A 19,984-nucleotide genomic window follows, 5' to 3' on the forward strand; every position below is an offset into this window, starting at 1 on the left:
GCTTTTCTGCTTTTCGCTCTCTGCTCTTTCTGTTGATTCCGTGGTGGACGCGTACGGAAAGTGTCCACGGACGCGCGGGTAGGTTGCGCAGGGGCGTAAGCGCCATGGATGGCGCGCCCGAGCTTACATGGACGTACTTGCAGCGCCCCCTGCGCGACCTACCCGCGCGGCCCACCCATCAGTATCAGCGCCCACCACGAGGGGCTCCGCCGTTGGCCGCCTCCTACGGCAGCGCGCGCGCCAGCATCGCCGTCAGCTCCACCCCCGCCGGCAGCGTCCCGAACGCCAGCCCGTGCTCCCCTTCCAGCCGGCTACGCACGAACGCCTCCGCCATCGGGCTGCGCGCACGCAGCAACAGCGCCGCCTGCAGCAGCAGCGCAGTGCGCTCGCAGAACAGCCGCGCCTGCGCTTCCTCCGGTGGCGGTGCCGCTGCCCAACGCTGCAATGCCGCTGCATAGCGCCCATCACGGTCAGCCACCGATGCCAGCTCACCGCGCAGCGCCGCCATCGCCTCCGGTTCACGCGCCAGCGCACGCAGCACATCCAGGCACTGGATGTTGCCGCTGCCCTCCCAGATCGAATTCAACGGTGCCTGCCGGTACAGGCGCGGCAGCATCGACTCCTCCACGTAGCCCGCACCGCCCTGGCATTCCTGCGCTTCATTGACAAAGGCCGGCGCGCGCTTGCACAGCCAGTACTTGCCCAGCGCCGTCCCCAACCGCGCCATCGCGGCTTCATTGGCATCCACACCAGCGCGATCCACCGCGCGCGCGATCCGCATCGCCAACACCGTGGCCGCTTCCGACTCCAGCGCCAGATCAGCCAGCACGTTGGTCATCAGCGGGTGCTCGACCAGCAGCTTGCCGAAGGTACGTCGATGACGTGCGTGGTGCAGCGCCTGCGCCAGCGCCATGCGCATCTCCGCCGCTGCACCCAGCATGCAGTCCAGGCGGGTCATCATCACCATGCCGATGATGGTGGCCACGCCGCGCCCCTCTTCGCCCACGCGCCATGCCTGTGCGCCGCAGAACTCGACCTCACTGGAAGCGTTGGCCCAATCGCCGAGCTTGTCCTTCAGCCGCATCAACCGGAACGCATTGCGGTCACCATCGGCCAGCCGGCGCGGCATCAGCAGGCAGGTCAGGCCTCCCGGCGCCTGCGCCAGCACCAGGAAGCCATCGCACATCGGTGCGGAAAAGAACCACTTGTGGCCGACCAGACGGTAACGCTCGCCATCGATCGGTTCGGCGCGCGTACTGTTGGCACGGACATCCGAGCCGCCCTGCTTCTCGGTCATGCCCATGCCCAGGGTGATGCCGGCCTTGTCCGCCACCGGCACGTCGCGCGGGTCATAGACCGGCGCAGCGGCCTTGCGCGCCCACTCGGCCAGATGCGGCTGCGAATGCAGTACCGCCACTGCCGCATGGGTCATGGTCAACGGGCAGCTGGTGCCCGCCTCGGCCTGGTGATGCAGGTAGCTCAACACCGCACGTGCCACGTGCGCGCCGGGCTGCGGCTCATGCCAGGACAATCCAGCGACACCGTGCGATTTTGCCGTGTCCATCAACTGGTGATAGGCCGGATGGAACTCCACGGTGTCGATGCGATGGCCCTGTGCATCATGCGTGCGCAGCCGCGGACGATCACGGTTGGCATCGAAGCCGAGCCGGTACAGTTCATCACCGGCGAGTGCACCATAGACACCCAGTCGCGGCGCGAAGCTGGCGGCGCCTTCGCGCTGTACGGCCTCCATCAGCGCCACGTCGTCGGTCCACAACTGTCGCCCTGCGAACGGCGGCGGCTGGTTCAACACCACATGGGTTTCATACGGTGCGTTGCTGCTGAAGCTGGGTCCACTCATCCGGTCCATCCTGGCGGCAAGAGGTCTGCGGCCCGATTGTGCCGCATCGCCTGCCAAGCCCGTGTTCAGGCCGGTTCTCACCCTCTGCACGAGACGCAGGCCACAGTGACCGCATGGCAGGCAACGACGATCTGGTGGTGCTGCGCCCGGAGGGGCTGTACTGCGCCGCCGGCGATTTCCATATCGACCCGTGGCGACCGGTAGCGCGCGCGGTCATCACCCATGGCCACGGCGACCATGCCCGCCCGGGCATGGGGGAGTACCACTGCAGCGAAGGCAGCCTGCCGATCCTGCGCTGGCGCCTGGGTGACGTGCCGGTGCAGGCGCATGCCGAGGGTGTGCCGTTCCGCCTGGGGCAGGTGCAGGTATCGCTGCATCCGGCCGGCCACGTGCTCGGTTCGTCACAGGTACGCATCGACGACGGCGAGCAGGTCTGGTTAGCCTCCGGCGACTACAAGCGACAGCCTGATCCGACCTGCACACCGTTCGAAGTGGTGCCCTGCGATACCTTCATCACTGAAGCTACGTTCGCACTGCCGATCTACCGCTGGCCGGACACACCGGCGGTGGCTGCAGAGATCGTGGCGTGGCGCCGCGAATGCGAACAACGTGGCGAAGCCGCGATCCTGCTGTGCTACGCATTGGGCAAGGCACAGCGGGTGCTGGCCGAGCTGCTGCCGCTGGACGATCGACCAGCCTGGCTGCACGGCGCCATCGCCAATGGCGTGGCGGTGTACCGGCAGGCCGGGGTGCCGATGCTGGAGACGCTCACCGTGGCCGAGCAGGGCCGCCAGCCTGATGCCGCCGGCCAGCTGATCCTCGCGCCGCCGTCGGCTGCGGGTACGCCCTGGATGCGCCGCTTCGGCCGCCACCAGCTGGGCTTCGCATCCGGCTGGATGCAGCTGCGCGGCAATCGGCGGCGCCGCAATGTCGATCGCGGTTTCGTCATTTCCGATCACGCCGATTGGCCAGCACTGCTGCAGACCATCGAACAGACGGGCGCGCAGCGGGTGATCGCTACCCATGGCAATACCGATGCGTTGATTCCGTTCCTGCGCGAGCGCGGCGTGGCTGCCGAAGCCTTCCGCACCGATTTCGGGAGCGAGGAATGAAGGCCTTCGCTGCGCTCTACCAGCGCCTGGACCGCAGCACGGCTACGCTGGACAAGCGTGCAGCCCTGGTCGACTACTTCCGCCAGGCGCGCGCGCACGATGCGGCATGGGCGATGTACCTGCTCAGCGGTGGCAAGGTGGGCGGCGCACGCCGGAAGATCGCCGCCAGCGGCGAACTGCGCGGCTGGATTGCCGAAGAATCCGGCTTGCCCCCCTGGTTGGTGGAAGACAGCTATGCGCAGGTGGGTGACCTGGCCGAAACGCTGACCCTGCTGCTGGATGATCCATCGCAGCCAGCCGCCGACCGCCCGTTGGCTGATTGGATCGAACAGCATCTGCTGGCCGTGGCCAACCAACCCGAGGCAGTACGCCGCGCTGCGGTCGTCGCCGGGTGGCGGCAGCTGTGCAGCAGCGAACGCCTGGTGTTCAACAAGCTGCTGACCGGCGCCCTGCGCGTTGGCGTTTCGCAGCGACTGGTACAGCAGGCACTGGCGGAATGGTCCGGCCTGGACATCGCACGCATCGCCCAGCGCATGCTCGGCGAGTGGGTCCCCTCGCCCGGGCTGCTGGCTCAACTGCTGTCACCGGACGAGCTGCCGTCCGACCGCCAGCAGCCCTACCCCTTCTTCCTCGCCTCCCCTCTGGAAGGCGATCCTGCCGAACGCCTCGGCGCGATCGACGACTGGCTGCTGGAATGGAAATGGGATGGCATACGCCTGCAGCTGCTGCGCCGGCGTGGAGAAGTCGCGCTGTGGTCCCGTGGCGAGGAACGACTGGATGGCCGCTTCCCCGAGATCGAGCACGCCGCGATGCCGTTGCCGGAGGGCTGCGTGCTGGACGGAGAGCTGCTGGCCTGGGACGAGACCGCCAACCTGCCGCGCGCATTCACCGCCCTGCAGACCCGCATCCAGCGTCGCAAGCCAGGAGCAGCGACTCTGCGCAACACGCCGGTACGCGTGCTCGCCTATGACCTGCTGGAGCACGATGGCGCGGATCTGCGTGAGCTGCCGTTGCAGGAACGGCGTACGCGGCTTGCCGCGGTCATCGGTGCACTGGACGATGTGCGGATCCAGCTGTCGCCCGACGTTGCCGCCGTCGACTGGGCGCAGGCGGCGGCGATGCGCGATGTGGCACGCGAACGTGGCGTGGAAGGGCTGATGCTGAAACGACGCGGCTCGCCCTACCTGGCTGGGCGACGCCGCGGTGACTGGTGGAAATGGAAGGTCGATCCGCTCACCATCGATGCGGTGCTCTTGTACGCACAGGCGGGCCATGGGCGGCGCAGCACGCTGTACACCGACTACACCTTCGGCGTCTGGGACGGCGACACGCTGGTGCCGGTGGCCAAGGCGTATTCGGGCTTGGACGACAAGGAGATCCTCGCGCTTGACCGCTGGATCCGCGCCAACACCCGCGAGCGTTTCGGGCCGGTGCGCAGCGTACGCGCCGAACAGGTGTTCGAGCTGGGTTTCGAAGCGGTCAACCGCAGCAGCCGGCACAAGTCGGGGATCGCCGTGCGCTTTCCGCGCATCCTGCGCTGGCGCCACGACAAGCCTGCCAGCGAGGCCGATCAGCTGGCCAGCCTGCAGGCGCTGGCGCGATGACCCGCAGCCAGGCACTGCGCCGGCTGGAAGACTGGTTCGCGGCACGCGGCTGGCGCTCACTGCCCTTCCAGCGCGCGATGTGGCGCCACTACCTGGCCGGCGAATCCGGGTTGCTGCATACGCCCACGGGCAGCGGCAAGACGCTGGCGATGTTCGGCGGGCCGTTGCTGCAGGCGCTGATCGATCCACCGCCCTCGCCCCGCCGCGCCAGTGCGGTGCGCCCATTGCAGGTGCTGTGGGTAACGCCCTTGCGCGCGTTGGCCAGTGATACCGCACGCGCGCTCCAGGCCGTCGTCGACGGCTTGGGACTGGGATGGCGTGTCGGCCTGCGCAGCGGTGACGCCAGCAACCGCGAGCGGCGCCAGGCCCGCGAAGGCCGCATCGACGTACTGGTAACCACGCCCGAATCACTGGCGCTGCTGCTGAGCTATCCGGATACGTTGCCGCGCATGCGCCAGCTGCGCTGCGTGGTGGTGGACGAATGGCATGAGCTGCTGGGCAACAAGCGCGGTGTGCTGCTGCAGTTGAACCTGACGGTGTTGCGCGAAGCTGCGCCTGCAGTGCAGCTGTGGGGGCTTTCGGCCACGCTGGGCAACCTGGATGAGGCGCGCGACGTGCTGCTGCCCGGACAGCCCGACGCGCCGATCGTGCAGGGCGTGCGCACGCGCGCGATCAGCGTGCGCAGCCTGCTGCCGGAACCCGGCGAACGTTTTCCGTGGGCCGGGCATCTGGGCCTGGCGCAGCTGCCGCGGGTGCTGGACGCGTTGATGCGGGCACGCAGCAGCCTGTTGTTCACCAACACCCGTGCGCAGGCAGAACTGTGGCATCAGGCGCTGGCCGCGGTCTGGCCGGAAACCCCGGACACGCTTGCGCTGCACCACGGCTCGCTGGATCCAGCGCTGCGCCAGCAGGTCGAGGATGGCCTGCGCGCGGGCGCGCTGCGCTGCGTGGTTGCCACCTCCAGCCTCGACCTCGGCGTGGACTTCCCCGAGGTTGAGCAGGTACTGCAGCTGGGCAGCCCGAAGGGCGTGGCCCGCCTGCGCCAACGCGCGGGACGTGCGCGTCACCGCCCGGGTGCCAGCGGTTCCATCCTGTGCGTGCCCAGCCATGCACTGGAGCTGGCCGAATACGCCGCGGTGCGCCGTGCATTGGCCCAAGGCGTGGTCGAAGCGCGCAGGCCGCCGACGCTGTCGCTGGATGTGCTGGCCCAGCATGCGGTCAGCCGCGCGCTGGCCGGTGGCTTCGACAGCGATGCGCTGCTGGCGCAGGTACGGCGTACCCATGCCTTCGCATCTCTCGGCGAAGACCAGTGGCAGGCCGTGCTGACGTTCATCGTGCAGGGTGGCCAGGCCCTGGCCCAGTACCCCGATTTCCACAAGGTCGTGCGTGATGCCGACGGCTACTACCGCATGCACGATCGCCGCCAGGTACTGCGCCATCGGCTGTCGATCGGCACCATCAGCAGCGATGGCAGCGTGCGCGTGCAGTTCCTGCGCGGTGGTGGCCTGGGCGCCGTGGAAGAACAGTTCGCCAGCCGCCTGCGTCGCGGCGACCGTTTCCAGTTCGCCGGGCGCCTGCTGGAACTGGTGCAGCTGCGCGACATGACCGCCTTCGTGCGGCTGGCACGAGGGCGCGGTGATGGTGTGGTGCCACGCTGGCAGGGAGGCCAGTTGCCGCTGTCGATGCCGCTCGGCCGCGAGCTGGAGTGGGTACTGTCCGGCGCCGACGACAGTGCCGAATCACGCTGGTTGTCCCCCTTGCTGGCACTGCAGCAGCAGTTGTCGACGCTTCCCGGACCAGAGCATCTGCTGGTGGAAGAGGTGCGGCGCCGCGACGGCCAGTTCCTGTTCGTCTACCCTTTTGCCGGCCGTCACGTGCACGAGGCGCTGGCCGCCTTGCTGGCACTGCGCTGTACCCGCCGGCAGCGCAACAGCATCGGCTACGCGGTGAACGATCATGGCCTGGTTCTGGCACCGGCGCAGGCGATCGAACTGGATGCGGCGCAATGGCGAGCATTGTTCACCCCCGATCAGCTGCTGGACGATCTGCGTGCCGCGGTGAACCTGGGCGAGCTGGCGCGCCGCCAGTTCCGTGGCATCGCACGCGTAGCGGGCCTGCTGGTCCCCAGCCTGCCCGGCGGTATGCCGCGATCGCTGCGCCAGCTGCAGGCCTCGGCAGGCCTGCTCTACGACGTACTGCGCGAGCATGACCCCGGCCACCTGCTATTGGCATTGGCCGAACGCGAAGTGCTGCATGACAGCCTGGACCTGCCGGGACTACAGCAGGTCCTGGCAAGGATCGGCATGCAGGCCCTCTCGGTGCAGCACCCGACATCACTCACGCCACTGGGCTTCCCGTTATGGGCCGAACGCCTGCGCGGGCAGTTCAGCAACGAGGACTGGCGCACCCGCGTGCAACGCGCGGCCCAGCAGCTGGAGCGCCGCCATGGCCGATGAACTGCCGCTGCTGCGCGCCGGCGAATCGCTGATTCTGCTTGGCGCGCGTGCGCTGTACTGGCCCGCGCGGCAGGCGCTGTTGATCGCCGACCTGCACCTGGGCAAGGCCGATGTATTCCGCCGCGCCGGCATCGCATTGCCCAGCGGCGGCACCGGCGAAGACCTGCAACGCCTGCAGGGGCTGCTGGACAGGCATGCCTGTCGCGAGCTGTGGATCCTGGGTGACATCCTGCATGGACCGGCGCATCGCGCTGCGTGGTACCAGCAATGGCTGGCATGGCGCGAACGCAATGCTTCGCTGGACGTGCATGTCCTGCGTGGCAATCACGACCGCCAGCTGCCGCATGCTCAGTTGCAGGTACAGATCCACGATGAAGTACGGCTGCAGCCGTTCCTGCTTCGCCATGAGCCGATGCCCGATGCAGAGCTGCATGTGATCGCCGGGCATCTGCATCCGCAGGTCGCCTTGCCGCCATTGCGACGGCGCTTCCCCGCGTTCTGGCTGCGTCAGCGGATGACGGTGCTGCCGGCCTTCTCCGCGTTCACTGCCGGCATCGTGCCCGTGCCCGCCCGCGGCGAGCAAAGGGTCGCCTGCGTGGAAAACGGCCTGGTACAACTGCCGGTGGCTTGAATCAGGCCGGACGAATGCCCAGCTGCGGCATCAACTGGAAATCAGGCGTGTCACCCTCACGTCGTCGCGGCAACGCCTGGATCGCCGCCAGCATTTCCTGCGCGCAGGTGCGGATGCGCGCGTGGTGCTCCGCTGATGCATGACTGATCAGGCTGCCGACATGGAACTCGAACACGTCCTCCAGTACGTCGGGCTGGTCCTCGTGCAGCATCTGCAGCAATCCGCGCAGCTTGCAGATTTCCGATTCCAGCTCCTCGACCGCGAACAACATGGCGTCCTCCTCTTCAACAACAGGCGGCACGTCCGGGCCGCAACAGGCCGCAACGGCAGCGCCGCCCGGGCCACGCGCGATGTTGATCACGGAAAGGAAAACGGGCGACGCGCAATCGCGTGCAACCTACTTCTCGCATATCGGCGGTGAGGCAACCGTTAATTCAGGTGACGACGCGCTTCACGCATTGGCCGAAATCGCGTTGATACGAGGCATTTCCGCTGCAGTGGCCAGTGCGTCGACGAACGCCGGATCGAGTGCAAGCGTACCGAACCAGCCGTGCTGGGTGCCACTGAGCACGCGCAGCATGTGGCCACGGCCCCCGGGCAGGCGCCCCATCGGGCCCAGCAGCACGTCACGCGCCTTCGCCCAGGCGTCGCGGTCGGACTGGAACAGCGGCGTCAGCCAACGACTCCAGCGCTGGTACACCGCAACGTGTGCCCTGCGCTGCGCCTGGTAGGCCTGCAGCGCGACCGTGCTGCCGCCGTAGGTGCGCACCGCATCGCGCAGCGCCAGCGCGTCCAACAGCGCCATGTTCACGCCCTGCCCCAGCTGCGGGCTCATCGCATGCGCGGCATCACCGGCCACCACCATGCGGCCGTGGTGCCAGCGCGTCATCACCGCATCACGGTAGACCGCGCGCGCCAACTGGCCGGCATCACGCAGATGGGCGAAGCGCGCACTGGCCTGCGGCCACAGTGCATGCAGTTCATCCAGCCAGGGCGTCATGCCATCGGCCTGCCAGCGTTCGAAGTCAGCGCGTGGCAGGCTCCAGAAGAAACTCAGGCGCGGCGTGTCATCACCGGGGCGCGTGCCGACCGGCAGCAGTCCGATCATCTTGCGCGCGGCCACGTAACGCTGCCGCAGCTCCTGCACGTGCGGCCAGTCCTCGGCCGGCAGCAGGCACCACAGCGCCCCCCACGGATACACGCGGTCCAGCCCGGCACCGCCGGCGATCGTGCCGCGCAGCGTCGACGCGGCGCCATCGGCGACCACTACCAGGTCGAACGGGCCATGCGTGCGCCCGTCGCTGTCGCGCAGACGGCCGTGTTCGGCATCCACCTCGGTAATGGTGGTACCGGCATGCAGCTGGCCCTCGCCTGCACGCGCCTCGTCCAACAGCGAGAACAAGGCCCCGCGCTGCATGCCCAGGCCGTGCAGGCGCGCATCCAGTCCCTCGTAGCGCATGTCCATCACCGCGCGCTCGCACGGCGTGTCGCCATACAGGCGGTGCACCGGCGCGGCATGTGCGCGCACGGAATCAAGCAGGCCCATCTGCCACAGTACCTGCAGGCCGCTGGGCTGCAGCAGGAAACCGGCACCCACCGGCCCCGGCGTGGGCACGCGTTCGAAGATCTCCACCTCGTGGCCGTCACGGGTGAGCAGGATGGACACTGCCTGTCCAGCGGTGCCGTAGCCGATCACGGCGATGCGCAGTCGTTCCGTCATGGCCGCATTGTGCCCGAGGCGGGTGGATCGCGAGCGGGTCGCGGGCAATCCGCGCAAAAAAAACCCCGCCGAAGCGGGGTTTTCAACGCACTGTCGAGTGGATCACTCGGCCGGCGTGATGTTCGAAGCCTGGGCACCCTTCGGGCCCTGGGTCACGTCATAGGTGACACGCTGGCCTTCCTGCAGGCTGCGGAAGCCCTTGGAGTTGATGGCGGAGAAGTGCGCGAACACGTCGGCGCTGCCATCCTCCGGCGAGATGAAGCCAAATCCCTTGGCGTCGTTGAACCACTTGACGGTACCGTTCGGCATGGTGATGCGAGACCTTATGCAATGAATGGGTGGTGTACGCTGAACCCGCGCACAAGCTGAGTATGCAAAGCTTGCTCGGGGAAGACAATCACCCCCGTGCCAATTCGCCCACCAGTTCCGGAAGTCCGTTGCCGGCCGCCTGCACATTGGCCAGCACTTCGGCCATCGTGATCTCCTCGCCATCACCACAGCCGGCAGCCCAGTTGGCGATGATCGCCAGGCAGGCGTAATCCAGCCCCAGCTCGCGTGCCAGGGCGGCTTCCGGCATGCCGGTCATGCCCACCAGATCGCAGCCGTCGCGGCGCATACGGGCGATTTCAGCGATGGTTTCCAGGCGCGGGCCCTGTGTTGCGCCGTAGCAGCCACCGTCATGGACCGTGACGCCGGTCACTTTGGCCGCAGCCAAGATCTTGCTGCGCAGCATTGGTGTGTACGGGTGGCCGAAATCAACGTGGACCACGTCGGTGCCTTCTTCCTCACAGATCGTGCTGATGCGGCCCCAGGTGTAGTCGATGATCTGGTCCGGGCAGGCCAGCACGCGCGGACCAAAGTGTTCGGTGATGCCCCCCACCGTGTTCAACGCCAGCACGCGCTGCGCGCCCAGCTGCTGCAGCGCGGCCAGGTTGGCGCGGTAGTTGATCTTGTGCGGCGGCAGCGAATGGCCTTCGCCATGCCGCGCCAGGAACGCCACGCGATGGCCGAGCAGCGTACCAACGCGCACCGGGCCCGACGGACGGCCGAAGCGGGTGTCGACCTCGTGGGTCTGCACGTCGTCAAGCTTGGCCAGGTTATAGACACCGGTACCGCCGATCACGGCCAGGGCGATCTGTTGCATTCGAAGCACTCCATGAAAAGACGAACGCCGGCACCCGAGGATGCCGGCGGCAGAAGAAGACGCGCCGCGGGCGGCTGCGCCGTTATTCCTTCATCGCGTAGATGGCCGGCACGCAGCGCAGGGTTTCGTTGACGTCCATGCCGAAGCCGAACACGTAACGGTCCGGCAGTTCGATGCCGGCGTAGTCGGCAGTCACGTCCGGCAGCGCGCGGTCGTGCTTCTTCACCGTCATCGCGGCGATGCGCACGTCGGTCGCGCCTTGTTCCAGGCACCAGGTGCGCACGCCCTGCAGGGTGTAACCCTCGTCGAGGATATCGTCGACCAGCAGCACGCGGCGACCGAACAGCGAGGTGGCCGGCTTGTGCTTCCAGACCAGGTCGCCGCCGGTGGTTTCACCGCGGTAACGGGTGGCGTGCAGGTAATCGAACTGCACGTCCTGGCCGCGCGCGCCCAGTTCCAGCGCCAGCTGGCCGGCGAACGGCAGCGCACCGTGCATGATGGACAGGAACAACGGCACCTCGCCCTTGTAATCGCGCGCGATGGCGTCGGCGATACCAGCGATGGCCTTGTCGATGGTGGGGCGGTCGACCAGCAGGTCAGCCTGGGCCAGGGCCTGGGAAATGGTGAGGTTGGGCATCAGACGGTTCTTCCAAGGGTTTCAAGCAGACGGGATTGGGTGTCGCCATGGCGGGCATCGGCCAGCAGGCCGTCCCAGCCGAGCGCGCCGCGGCCCAGCAGGCCCAGCAGCGCAGCAGTATTGAGGGAGCGTCCCTGCACGGCGTGCAGGGCTTCATCGACCAGTTCCGGGTGGCAGACCAGCACCACGTCGCAGCCGGCATCCAGATGCGCGTGCACGCGCGCCGGCACGCCGCCCGCACTGTGCGAGGCGGCCATGCCGATGTCATCGGAGAACACCACGCCGCGGAAGCCGAGCTCGCCGCGCAGGATGTCCTGGATCCAGCGCGGCGAATAGCCGGCCGGTTCCGGTGCCACCTGCGGATAGATCACGTGCGCCATCATCACCGCGTCGGCACCGGCGGCGATGCCGGCCTGGAACGGGACCAGGTCCTGGGCGCGCAGCTCGTCCAGCGCGCGCGGGTCGATCGCGGTATCCACGTGGGTATCTTCCAGCACGGTGCCATGGCCGGGGAAATGCTTGAGCGTGGCGGCCATGCCGACCGCATGCATGCCGCGCACGTAGGCGGCGGTGAACGCGGCCACCACCTGCGGGTCTTCACTGAAGGCGCGGTTGCCGATGGCGCGGTTGCCACGGCCAAGATCGACCACCGGCGCGAAGCTCAGGTCCAGGCCGCTGGCGCGCACTTCGCTGGCCATCAGCCAGGCGTGCTGCTCGGCCAGGGCCAGCGCCTGCTGCGGGTCGGTGGCGTACATCGCCCCGATGTCCTGCAGTGGCGGCAACTCGCTGTAGCCCTCGCGGAAACGCTGCACGCGGCCACCTTCCTGGTCCACGCAGATCAGCTGCGGGCGTGGCGCGGCAGCGCGGATCGCCGCGCTCAGATCGGTCACCTGCTGGCGCGAGGCGAAGTTGCGCTTGAACAGCACCACTCCGGCCACGGCATCGTGCTGCAGCCAGTCACGTTCCTGGGCGGTCAGTTCGGTGCCGGCAACGCCGATCAGCAGCATGGTCGATCTCCACAACGCGCGCCCGCATGGCGCAGTGCCGCATTGTCGCAGAACCGGCCGACAGGCGCAGTGGTCAGAAAAAGGGGACGGAGGGGATTAAGCCGCAATCGGCCCCTACGGGCTGGATACGTCTTAATTCCCTCCGTCCCCTTTTCGGATCCGGTCAGACCTTGCAGCCGTCCGGGCCGCAGGCCTCGTCGCCGTCAGCCGGGGCCGCAGGCGCGCCCTGCTCGGCGGCGATCTGGCGCAGGGCGTTGGCGAAGGCCTCGGGGGGCTGCGCCCCGGAAATGGCCCACTTTCCATCGATGACGAAGGTCGGCACCGAGGAAATGCCCAGCGCATGGGCCTGCGCCAGCTTGGCTTCGACCTCGGCCAAGCCGCGGTCGGAGGCCAGCATCTGCGTGATTTCACCCGCGTCGAGGCCGCCTGCCGCGCCCGCCTTGATCAGCACCGAGGGGTCCGCCAGGTTCTGACCGTGCTCGAAGTGGGCGCGGAACAGTGCTTCGCCCACCGCATCCTGCACGCCGTGCTCGCCCGCCAGCCACAACACCCGGTGCGCCGGCAGCGTGGTCACCCGCACCTGGCCCTGGCTGAAGTCCATCGGCAGGCCCTCGGCCCGCGCGGTGGTCTGGGTCTGGCCGAGGATCTGTTCGGTACGCTCGACGCCGCCGAACTTGCGCACATAGGCCTCGCGCAGCGGCACCGGGGTGGCGTCAGCATCCGGGTCGAGCTGGAACGGCTGCCAGTGGATATCGAGTTCAGGCGCGTTGGCGCCCAGCAACTGCACGCCCTGCTGGAAACGATGCTTGCCGATCCAGCACCAGGGGCAGACCACGTCGGAGTAGATGTCGATTCTCATCCTTTCCACATGGGGGCCGACACCCTCGATAAAAGGGGACGGAGGGGATTAAGTCGTTTTCCGCACAGATGGGGTAAAGACGACTTAATCCCCTCCGTCCCCTTTTGGGCGGTTTCACCACTCTGAATACGGGTGGCTGGCCAGGGCAACGTTGTAGTAGCGGGCATCATCGGTGACTTCGGCCCCCACCCAGTCCGGCAGGTCGATGGTCTGGTCAGCGCTGTCCAGCTCGACCTCAGCCACGACCAGGCCGGCGTTGTCGCCGAGGAACTCGTCCACCTCCCAGGTCAGGCCGGCGTGTTCGACCAGATGGCGGCGCTTGTCGATCAGGCCGCCCACGCACAGCGCCAGCAGTGCGCGCGCATCGTCCACCGGGATCGGGTAGTCGAACTCCTGGCGGGTGTGGCCGATGGTTCGCGACTTCAGGTTCAGCGCGGCGTGGTCGCCTTCGATGCGCACGCGCACCGAAGCGTTCTGGGTGCCGCGATCGAGCGCGCCCATGTCGTTGATGTAGCCCTGCGCCATCGGGATCACCCGGTGCGCGGCGGTGCGCCAGCCATCACTACTGACGACGAATTTGCGTTCGATTTCGATGCCCATCGCGCCATTATGCGCGATGGGCATGACAGCCGATCAGCGCTTCTCGAATACCGCGATGCTTTCCACGTGTGCGGTGTGCGGGAACATGTCCATGGCACCGGCACTGACCAGGGTGAAGCCCTGTTCGTTGACCAGATAGCCGGCATCGCGTGCCAGCGAACCCGGGTGGCAGCTGACGTAGACGATGCGCTTGAACTGCTTCAGCGGCAGCTGCTGCAGCACTTCGATCGCGCCCGAGCGCGGCGGATCCAAGAGCAGCTTGTCGAAGCCCTGGCGCATCCACGGCGTGCTGCGCTGGTCCTGGGTGAGGTCGGCGCTGAAGAACTGGGCGTTGGTCAGGCCGTTGCGCTCGGCATTCTCACGGGCCCGCGCGACGAGGCCAGCATCGCCTTCCACACCGACCACTTCGCGCACGCGGCGCGCCAGCGGCAGGGTGAAGTTGCCCAGGCCGCAGAACAGGTCCAGCACACGCTCGTCCTCACCCGGCTCCAGCAGGTCCAGGGCGTGGGCGATCATCTTCTCATTGAGCTTGGCGTTGACCTGGATGAAGTCCAACGGACGGAACGCCAGCTCCACGTCCCACGGCGCCAGCCGGAACGACAGCGGCACGCCCTGCCCGTCCAGCGGCTGCACGGTATCCACGCCACCGGACTGCAGGTAGATCACGAAGCCATGCTGCTGGCCGAAGGCGGCCCAGGCCACGCGGTCGGCATCGCTGAGCGGCTGCAGGTGGCGCACGGTCAGGACCACGGCCTGGTCGCCAGCGATGAATTCGATCTGCGGGATGTCACGCTTGCCATCGAGCGATTCGATGAAGGTGGACAGCGCCTCGACCTTGGTGCCGATCTCGGGGATCACGGTCAGGCACTGGCTGAGGTCGGCGACGAATCGCGGATCCTGTTCACGGAAGCCGACCAGGGTCTTGTCCTTCTTTTCGACCCGGCGCACCGAGAAGCGACCCTTGCGCCGGTAGCCCCAGCTCTCACCGACCAGCGGCGCCAGCACGGTGCCCGGCTTCACGTGGCCGATGCGCTCCAGGTTGTCCATCAGCACGCGCTGCTTGGCGACAATCTGCTGGTCTTCGTCCAGGTGCTGCAGCACGCAGCCGGCGCAGGTGCCGAAGTGCGGGCACTTCGGGGTGACGCGCTGCGGCGAGGCCTGCAGCACTTCCACCGTACGCGCTTCGTCGAAATGGCGGCTGCGGGCGGTCTGTTCGGCCATGACCACCTCGCCCGGCAGGGCGCCGCTGACGAAGGTGACCTTGCCGCCCTCGCCTTCACGGCGGGCGACACCGCGACCATCATGGCTGAGGTCGAGGATCTCGGTCTGGAACGGGGTACGGTCGATGCGGGAGCGGGATCGGGCCACGTGGCAACAGGCTGCGGGCAAAAATGGGGGCGTATTGTCGCAGATCCTGACCGGCAGGGTCCGGACCCGCTTGCGCCCGCCGCCGCTGTGCTTGATGATTGCAACAGCTGACATGGAGGCAGCCCTGATGCAGATGACCCCGCGGGCCAGCCGGCCCCGCTTCCTGCTTGTCGAGGACGACATCATCAGCCGCGGTTTTTTCAAGGCGGCGTTGGAAACGTTACCGGCGGACGTGGACACCGCAGACTCATTGGCCAGTGCCCTGGCCAGCGCCGAGCCCGGCGCGCATGACCTGTGGCTGATCGACGTCAACCTGCCTGACGGCAATGGCGCGCAGCTGCTGCGCGAACTGCGCCGTTCACATCCCGACACCCCGGCGTTGGCGCATACCGCCGACGGCGATACCTCGATCCATGCGCGCCTGCGCGAGGCCGGTTTCAGCGACACGCTGGTCAAGCCGCTGGGCCGCGACCAGCTGTTGAAGGCGGTGCGCCGCGCCCTGGTCAACAGCCCGGCCGGGATCGTCATGGCCCAGGCGCCGGCCGCGGTCGAGCTGCAGGTACAGGACTGGGACGAGACTGCGGCACTGGCCGCGCTCAATGGCCAGCGCAACCACCTGATCGCGCTGCGCGAGCTGTTCCTGGCCGAGCTGCCGGGCGTACGCGATGCGGTCGAGCAGGCGGTGGACCAGCATGACGAGCGCCAGCTGCGCAGCCAGTTGCATCGGCTGCAGGCGAGCTGTGGCTTCGTGGGCGCGGCGCGGTTGGGCCGGGCGGTGCGCCAGTTGCATCATGCGCCGGAGTCCGGGCAGGCCCAGGCGGGGTTCCGCGACGCGGTCGCTGCCCTACTGCATTGAGGGTTGTTCGGCAGGGCTGCGCCCTGCACCTACCGAAGCCTTCAAGCCAGGGCAACGTCAAAGGCCAGAGCCAGAGCGGCTCTGGCTTTCTGCTTGTTGGGCGGGGCGGTGTGGGTGGGCAGGACCGTTGGCGCCATGGATGGCGCCATCGAGCCCCCATGGACGGGTTTACGGCGTGTCCTGCCCACCCACACCGCCCCACCCCCGACAGATTCCCGGTGACGGCTGGTAGATCCACGCCATGCGTGGATGAATCTCAATCGGAATCAAATATTTCGAATTGAAATCGAAACGCATCCACGCATGGCGTGGCTCTACTGTGTCGACCAAGGTCGACACCCACCAGAGCAGAGTGCCATTCCGACAGCTCGCGAGAAACTGTCCAAGGCAGGGTGGGTCCGGTTGCGGGAGTGTCCGCGGCATGGATGCCGCGGCCAAGCCCCCATGGACGGGTTTACGGCGTCTCCCGCAACCGGACCCACCCTGCCATCCCACGGAATGCACGCTGTTGCTGTTGCTGTTGCTGTTGCTGTTGCTCGTGCCTTCCTCGGCAGGTGCAGGGCTGCAAGCCCTGCCGAACACCCCTCAACGCCTGGGTGCAAGCTGCTCGAGCATTTCCCAGGACTTCAGGCCGCGCGGCCCCAGATGATGGGCCAGCACCCGCCGCATCGGCAGGCGCAGGCTGGCCAGGTCGGCGGCATCGGGCTCTTCATCGGCGGCCAGCGCCAGCAGCGCAGAACCCGTCGCGGCCGCCCGGCGTTCCCCACCGCGCTCGCTGAGCAGGCGCTGCGCGCCTTCCTGTGGGTCCAGTTCGTAGCGCGCGGCCGGGTCGATCGGCTGGCCGTCGCTGGCGCTGTCCAGATCGAAACCCAGGCCTAGCGCAGACAGCAGCTCGCGCTCAAACCGGCGCAGGGTCCAGGCCAGGCCGGCGCCCACGGCCAGCCGCGCGCGTGCCTCGCCGTAGGCCAGGTACAACTCCGGCAGCGGGTCCTGGCGCGGGGCCAGGCGCAGGGTCAATTCACTCAGATAGAAGCCGGCCAGCATCGCCTGGCCGACCAGGCGCGGGGCAGCATCCAGTGCCTCGGCACCCCGCAGCTGGGCCAATTCGCCCCGCTGCTGGGCACTGAAGCGGATCCACTGCAGCGGCTGCAGGGCCGCGCGCAGCACCTGTCCCTTGGCGGTGGATACGCCACGCGCGAGCAGGCCGATCCGGCCATGCTGCGCGCTCAGCACTTCGACCAGCAGGCTGGTCTCGCGATAGGCCCGTGCATGCAGCACGAAGCCGGTGTCGTCCTCGATCATCATCGAAGCGACTGCAACGGCTTACTCGTAACCGAAGGCCTTCAGTGCGGCCTCGTCGTCGGACCAGCCTTCACGCACGCGCACCCAGGTCTCCAGGAACACCTTGGCGCCGAACAGGCGCTCCATCTGCAGGCGGGACTTGGCCCCGATCTCCTTCAGGCGGGTACCACCCTTGCCGATCACGATCGCCTTCTGGCCCTCGCGCTCGACCCAGATCACCGCACCGATGCGCAACAGGTTGCCATCTTCGGTGAAGCGCTCGATTTCCACGGTGGTGGCATACGGCAGCTCTTCGCCGAGCTGGCGCATCAGCTGTTCACGTACCAGTTCGCCGGCCAGGAAGCGCTGGCTGCGGTCGGTGATCTCGTCTTCGCCGAACATCGGCGGCGCTTCCGGCAGCAGCGCCAGTACGTCGCGTACCAGTGCTTCCAGGCCGTTGCGCTTCTGCGCCGAGATTGGATGCACCGACGCGAAATCGCGGCCGGCCGTGACTTCCTGCAGGAACGGCAGCAGCGCGCCCTTGTCCTTCAGCCGGTCGATCTTGTTGACCACCAGCACCACCGGGATACCGGCGTCGCGCAGAACATTGAAGGCCAGGCTGTCTTCCTCGTCCCAGCGACCGGCTTCGATCACCAGCAGGCCGGCATCGACGCCTTCCAGCGAGCCGCGCGCGGCGCGGTTCATCACCCGGTTCATCGCCCGCTTCTGCACCTTGTGCAGGCCGGGGGTGTCGACCAGCACCAGCTGGCCTTCCGGATAGGTGGCGATGCCCAGCAGGCGATGGCGCGTGGTCTGCGGGCGGTTGGAAACGATGCTGACCTTGGCGCCGACCAGGGCATTGGTCAGGGTCGATTTGCCCACGTTCGGGCGGCCGATGACGGCCACGCTGCCGCAATGATGGGAAGTTTGTTCGCTCACTTGGAATCCAGTTGTTCTAGGACGGCTGCAGCCGCCTGTTGTTCGGCAAGCCGCCGCGAGGCGCCTTCGCCCTCGGTGCTGGCGGCCGGGTCGGCTACGTTGCAGCGTACCCGGAAGTGCTTGGCGTGGTCGTCACCGGATTCTGACACCAGTTCATACTGCGGCAACGCCTTCTGTCGGGCCTGCAGCCATTCCTGCAGGCGGGTCTTGGGGTCCTTCTCGGGCCGACCGGAAGCCGGCAGTGCCTCGATCGAAGCGCTGAACCAGGGCAGTACCACCGCCCGGCAGGCCTCGAAGCCGGCATCCAGGTAGATCGCGGCCACCACGGCTTCCACGGCGTCGGCCAGAATCGAGTCGCGACGATGACCGCCGGACTTCATTTCGCCCGGGCCCAGGGTCAGCCGTTCGCCCAGTTCCAGGGTGCGCCCGATCACCGCCAGCGCGCCTTCACGCACCAGCTCGGCACGGGCACGGGTCATCGCGCCTTCGTCAGCCTTGGGCCAGCGTCGGTACAACGCCTCGGCCGCCATCATGTTGACGATGCTGTCGCCGAGGAACTCCAGGCGCTCGTTGTGCGGCGCACCGGCACTGCGATGCGTCAGCGCCTGCTTGAGCAGGGCCGGGTCGCTGAAGGCATGACCGATCAGGTCGCCACGTTGGATGAATTTACTGGGCACCGCTTCGTGTCAGGTCCTGGGAAGAATCGAATTTGCCAACCACATCGAGGTTGCCGATCAGCTGACGGCGCACTTCGTAGTTGACCTTGAGGGTCCAGCCATTGTCGCGACGGTCGAACTTCACGTTGGCCGGCTTCACGTTGTCCGAGTAGTTGATGTACAGGCGCTTGAAGAACAGGTCCTGGATGCGCGCCGGCTCCATGCTGCCCACGCCCGGCTCGTTGGCCAGGCTCTTCATCGCCGAGCGCACCGCGTAGTACTCCTGGTACATCGGGAACAGCTTCATGCCGATGTAGAGGAAGAAGCCAACCACGATCAGGACCGTCAGGAACGAGGTCAGGGTCATGCCACGCTGCGTGTTCATCGTCTTCATTGCGTTCTCCCCAGATACGCGTTGGATGTGAAAATACTCAGTTGGTGCCCGCTCAGTTGATGCTCGAGCCGATCCGCGACGGCTCGAAGCCATCCTTGCAGAACCAACCCTGGCAGTTCAGCCAGATCAGGAACGCCTTGCCACGCAGGTTCTCTTCCGGCAGCAGGCCCCAGAAACGGCCATCGTCGCTGTTGTCGCGGTTGTCGCCCATCACCAGGTACTTGCCGGCCGGCACGGTCCACTGGCCCTGGCCACGCGGATAGTCGGTCTCCAGCACCGTGTGGGTGCGGCCCGGCAGGTGCTCGACCAGCAGGTTGGCGCCCTCGCCCTGGCCCTTGTGGCCGGCGTAGATGCCCTTGTTGTCGTACTTCAGCGGCTCGCCGTTGAGGATCACGCCATCGCCTTCGAAGACCACGGTGTCACCCGGCACGCCGATCACGCGCTTGATGAAGTTCTCGCCCTTGGCCGGATCGTTCTCGCCATGGCCGGGGAAGTGGAACACCACCACGTCACCACGCGAGGGCTCACCCACCGGCACGAACTTGGTGTTGCTGATCGGCAGGCGCAGGCCGTAGGAGAACTTGTTGACCAGGATGAAATCGCCGATCAGCAGGTTCGGCATCATCGAGCTGGACGGGATCTTGTACGGCTCGGCAATGAAGCTGCGCACGATCAGCACGATCGCCAGCACCGGGAAGAACGCACGCGAGTAGTCCACCAGCACCGGCTCGGAATCGAGCAGGCCCGCGCGCTGGGCGCGACGCTTGGCGAGGTACAGCTTGTCCGCGAGCAGGATCAGGCCCGAGGCCAGGGTCAGCACGACCAGGAGGATCTCAAACAGTTTCATTCAGGGTCCTTT

General features: G+C 67.3%; 20 protein-coding genes. 5 read left to right on the forward strand and 15 right to left on the reverse strand.

Features of this window, described 5'->3' with window-relative positions:
• Positions 1–223 precede the first annotated feature (223 nt).
• Positions 224–1,861 (reverse strand): acyl-CoA dehydrogenase family protein, encoded by a 1,638-nt coding sequence (locus tag MG068_RS15320; protein WP_132810589.1) that lies wholly within the window; start codon positions 1,859–1,861, stop codon positions 224–226.
• 113 nt (positions 1,862–1,974) lie between these two features.
• Here MG068_RS15320 and MG068_RS15325 point away from each other — a divergent pair, with 113 nt between their 5' ends.
• From MG068_RS15325 to pdeM, 4 genes are read left to right on the forward strand one after another with little or no spacing between them, the layout of a single operon-like run.
• Positions 1,975–2,973: a ligase-associated DNA damage response exonuclease gene (locus tag MG068_RS15325; protein ID WP_132810590.1), complete on the forward strand. Its 999-nt coding sequence runs from the start codon at positions 1,975–1,977 to the stop codon at positions 2,971–2,973.
• The gene (locus MG068_RS15330) at positions 2,970–4,577 is read left to right on the forward strand and encodes an ATP-dependent DNA ligase (RefSeq protein ID WP_132810591.1); all 1,608 of its coding nucleotides are present in this window, start codon (positions 2,970–2,972) and stop codon (positions 4,575–4,577) included. The genes MG068_RS15325 and MG068_RS15330 overlap by 4 nt, the downstream gene beginning before the upstream one ends.
• The gene (locus tag MG068_RS15335; protein WP_132810592.1) at positions 4,574–7,033 is read left to right on the forward strand and encodes a ligase-associated DNA damage response DEXH box helicase; all 2,460 of its coding nucleotides are present in this window, start codon (positions 4,574–4,576) and stop codon (positions 7,031–7,033) included. The genes MG068_RS15330 and MG068_RS15335 overlap by 4 nt, the downstream gene beginning before the upstream one ends.
• Positions 7,023–7,664, forward strand: a complete 642-nt coding sequence (pdeM, locus tag MG068_RS15340; RefSeq protein ID WP_132810593.1) for a ligase-associated DNA damage response endonuclease PdeM — start codon at positions 7,023–7,025, stop codon at positions 7,662–7,664. Before MG068_RS15335 ends, pdeM begins: the two co-directional genes overlap by 11 nt.
• A gap of 1 nt (position 7,665) precedes the next feature.
• Here pdeM and MG068_RS15345 read toward each other — a convergent pair whose 3' ends face one another.
• The 9 genes from MG068_RS15345 to rlmD all read right to left on the reverse strand — a co-directional run bounded on the left by MG068_RS15345 (position 7,666) and on the right by rlmD (position 14,999).
• A complete protein-coding gene (locus tag MG068_RS15345) occupies positions 7,666–7,935 on the reverse strand; it encodes a hypothetical protein (RefSeq protein WP_032129345.1) in 270 nt (89 codons plus the stop codon).
• A 180-nt stretch (positions 7,936–8,115) separates the two neighbouring features.
• Positions 8,116–9,384, reverse strand: coding sequence for an FAD-dependent oxidoreductase (locus tag MG068_RS15350; protein WP_132810594.1), 1,269 nt, complete (start codon positions 9,382–9,384; stop codon positions 8,116–8,118).
• A gap of 102 nt (positions 9,385–9,486) precedes the next feature.
• Positions 9,487–9,693, reverse strand: a complete 207-nt coding sequence (locus tag MG068_RS15355) for a cold-shock protein (protein ID WP_005410590.1) — start codon at positions 9,691–9,693, stop codon at positions 9,487–9,489.
• Positions 9,694–9,781: 88 nt separating this feature from the next.
• Positions 9,782–10,528, reverse strand: a complete 747-nt coding sequence (locus MG068_RS15360) for an S-methyl-5'-thioinosine phosphorylase (RefSeq protein ID WP_010482830.1) — start codon at positions 10,526–10,528, stop codon at positions 9,782–9,784.
• A gap of 82 nt (positions 10,529–10,610) precedes the next feature.
• A complete protein-coding gene (locus tag MG068_RS15365) occupies positions 10,611–11,165 on the reverse strand; it encodes a hypoxanthine-guanine phosphoribosyltransferase (protein ID WP_005410592.1) in 555 nt (184 codons plus the stop codon).
• Positions 11,165–12,172, reverse strand: coding sequence for a beta-N-acetylhexosaminidase (gene nagZ, locus MG068_RS15370; protein ID WP_032129343.1), 1,008 nt, complete (start codon positions 12,170–12,172; stop codon positions 11,165–11,167). Before nagZ ends, MG068_RS15365 begins: the two co-directional genes overlap by 1 nt.
• A gap of 163 nt (positions 12,173–12,335) precedes the next feature.
• Positions 12,336–13,031, reverse strand: a complete 696-nt coding sequence (locus MG068_RS15375) for a DsbA family oxidoreductase (protein ID WP_132810595.1) — start codon at positions 13,029–13,031, stop codon at positions 12,336–12,338.
• 114 nt (positions 13,032–13,145) lie between these two features.
• Complete coding sequence (locus MG068_RS15380; protein WP_132811149.1) at positions 13,146–13,631, reverse strand: CYTH domain-containing protein; 486 nt, start codon at positions 13,629–13,631, stop codon at positions 13,146–13,148.
• A gap of 33 nt (positions 13,632–13,664) precedes the next feature.
• Positions 13,665–14,999, reverse strand: a complete 1,335-nt coding sequence (gene rlmD / locus MG068_RS15385) for a 23S rRNA (uracil(1939)-C(5))-methyltransferase RlmD (protein WP_125895832.1) — start codon at positions 14,997–14,999, stop codon at positions 13,665–13,667.
• Positions 15,000–15,126: 127 nt separating this feature from the next.
• Between rlmD and MG068_RS15390 the strand changes: the two genes are divergently transcribed.
• Positions 15,127–15,855, forward strand: coding sequence for a response regulator (locus MG068_RS15390; RefSeq protein WP_032129364.1), 729 nt, complete (start codon positions 15,127–15,129; stop codon positions 15,853–15,855).
• A gap of 585 nt (positions 15,856–16,440) precedes the next feature.
• Here MG068_RS15390 and recO read toward each other — a convergent pair.
• The 5 genes from recO to lepB are packed head-to-tail and all read right to left on the reverse strand — an operon-like array spanning position 16,441 to position 19,972.
• Positions 16,441–17,160, reverse strand: a complete 720-nt coding sequence (gene recO, locus MG068_RS15395) for a DNA repair protein RecO (RefSeq protein WP_032129846.1) — start codon at positions 17,158–17,160, stop codon at positions 16,441–16,443.
• Between the two features lie 18 nt (positions 17,161–17,178).
• The gene (gene era, locus MG068_RS15400; RefSeq protein ID WP_049401335.1) at positions 17,179–18,075 is read right to left on the reverse strand and encodes a GTPase Era; all 897 of its coding nucleotides are present in this window, start codon (positions 18,073–18,075) and stop codon (positions 17,179–17,181) included.
• On the reverse strand, positions 18,072–18,752 hold the full coding sequence (gene rnc, locus MG068_RS15405) for a ribonuclease III (protein WP_032129847.1): 681 nt from the start codon (positions 18,750–18,752) through the stop codon (positions 18,072–18,074). The genes era and rnc overlap by 4 nt, the downstream gene beginning before the upstream one ends.
• Complete coding sequence (locus tag MG068_RS15410) at positions 18,742–19,125, reverse strand: DUF4845 domain-containing protein (RefSeq protein ID WP_010482821.1); 384 nt, start codon at positions 19,123–19,125, stop codon at positions 18,742–18,744. The genes rnc and MG068_RS15410 overlap by 11 nt, the downstream gene beginning before the upstream one ends.
• A gap of 52 nt (positions 19,126–19,177) precedes the next feature.
• Complete coding sequence (gene lepB, locus MG068_RS15415; protein WP_032129848.1) at positions 19,178–19,972, reverse strand: signal peptidase I; 795 nt, start codon at positions 19,970–19,972, stop codon at positions 19,178–19,180.
• Between the last annotated feature and the right edge of the window lie 12 nt (positions 19,973–19,984).

The sequence above is a fragment of the Stenotrophomonas sp. ASS1 genome (assembly GCF_004346925.1).
GTDB lineage: Bacteria > Pseudomonadota > Gammaproteobacteria > Xanthomonadales > Xanthomonadaceae > Stenotrophomonas > Stenotrophomonas maltophilia_A.

Bases quoted from the DNA above. Each gene is read 5' to 3' on its own strand.
- nagZ (WP_032129343.1), bottom strand. From the start codon at position 12,172: ATGCTGCTGATCGGCGTTGCCGGCACCGAACTGACCGCCCAGGAACGT.
- MG068_RS15320 (WP_132810589.1), bottom strand. From the start codon at position 1,861: ATGAGTGGACCCAGCTTCAGCAGCAACGCACCGTATGAAACCCATGTG.
- MG068_RS15335 (WP_132810592.1), top strand. From the start codon at position 4,574: ATGACCCGCAGCCAGGCACTGCGCCGGCTGGAAGACTGGTTCGCGGCA.
- MG068_RS15360 (WP_010482830.1), bottom strand. From the start codon at position 10,528: ATGCAACAGATCGCCCTGGCCGTGATCGGCGGTACCGGTGTCTATAAC.
- MG068_RS15350 (WP_132810594.1), bottom strand. From the start codon at position 9,384: ATGACGGAACGACTGCGCATCGCCGTGATCGGCTACGGCACCGCTGGA.
- MG068_RS15330 (WP_132810591.1), top strand. From the start codon at position 2,970: ATGAAGGCCTTCGCTGCGCTCTACCAGCGCCTGGACCGCAGCACGGCT.
- pdeM (WP_132810593.1), top strand. From the start codon at position 7,023: ATGGCCGATGAACTGCCGCTGCTGCGCGCCGGCGAATCGCTGATTCTG.
- MG068_RS15380 (WP_132811149.1), bottom strand. From the start codon at position 13,631: ATGGGCATCGAAATCGAACGCAAATTCGTCGTCAGTAGTGATGGCTGG.
- lepB (WP_032129848.1), bottom strand. From the start codon at position 19,972: ATGAAACTGTTTGAGATCCTCCTGGTCGTGCTGACCCTGGCCTCGGGC.
- recO (WP_032129846.1), bottom strand. From the start codon at position 17,160: ATGATGATCGAGGACGACACCGGCTTCGTGCTGCATGCACGGGCCTAT.
- MG068_RS15325 (WP_132810590.1), top strand. From the start codon at position 1,975: ATGGCAGGCAACGACGATCTGGTGGTGCTGCGCCCGGAGGGGCTGTAC.
- MG068_RS15345 (WP_032129345.1), bottom strand. From the start codon at position 7,935: ATGTTGTTCGCGGTCGAGGAGCTGGAATCGGAAATCTGCAAGCTGCGC.
- MG068_RS15365 (WP_005410592.1), bottom strand. From the start codon at position 11,165: ATGCCCAACCTCACCATTTCCCAGGCCCTGGCCCAGGCTGACCTGCTG.
- MG068_RS15390 (WP_032129364.1), top strand. From the start codon at position 15,127: ATGCAGATGACCCCGCGGGCCAGCCGGCCCCGCTTCCTGCTTGTCGAG.
- MG068_RS15375 (WP_132810595.1), bottom strand. From the start codon at position 13,031: ATGAGAATCGACATCTACTCCGACGTGGTCTGCCCCTGGTGCTGGATC.
- MG068_RS15355 (WP_005410590.1), bottom strand. From the start codon at position 9,693: ATGCCGAACGGTACCGTCAAGTGGTTCAACGACGCCAAGGGATTTGGC.
- MG068_RS15410 (WP_010482821.1), bottom strand. From the start codon at position 19,125: ATGAAGACGATGAACACGCAGCGTGGCATGACCCTGACCTCGTTCCTG.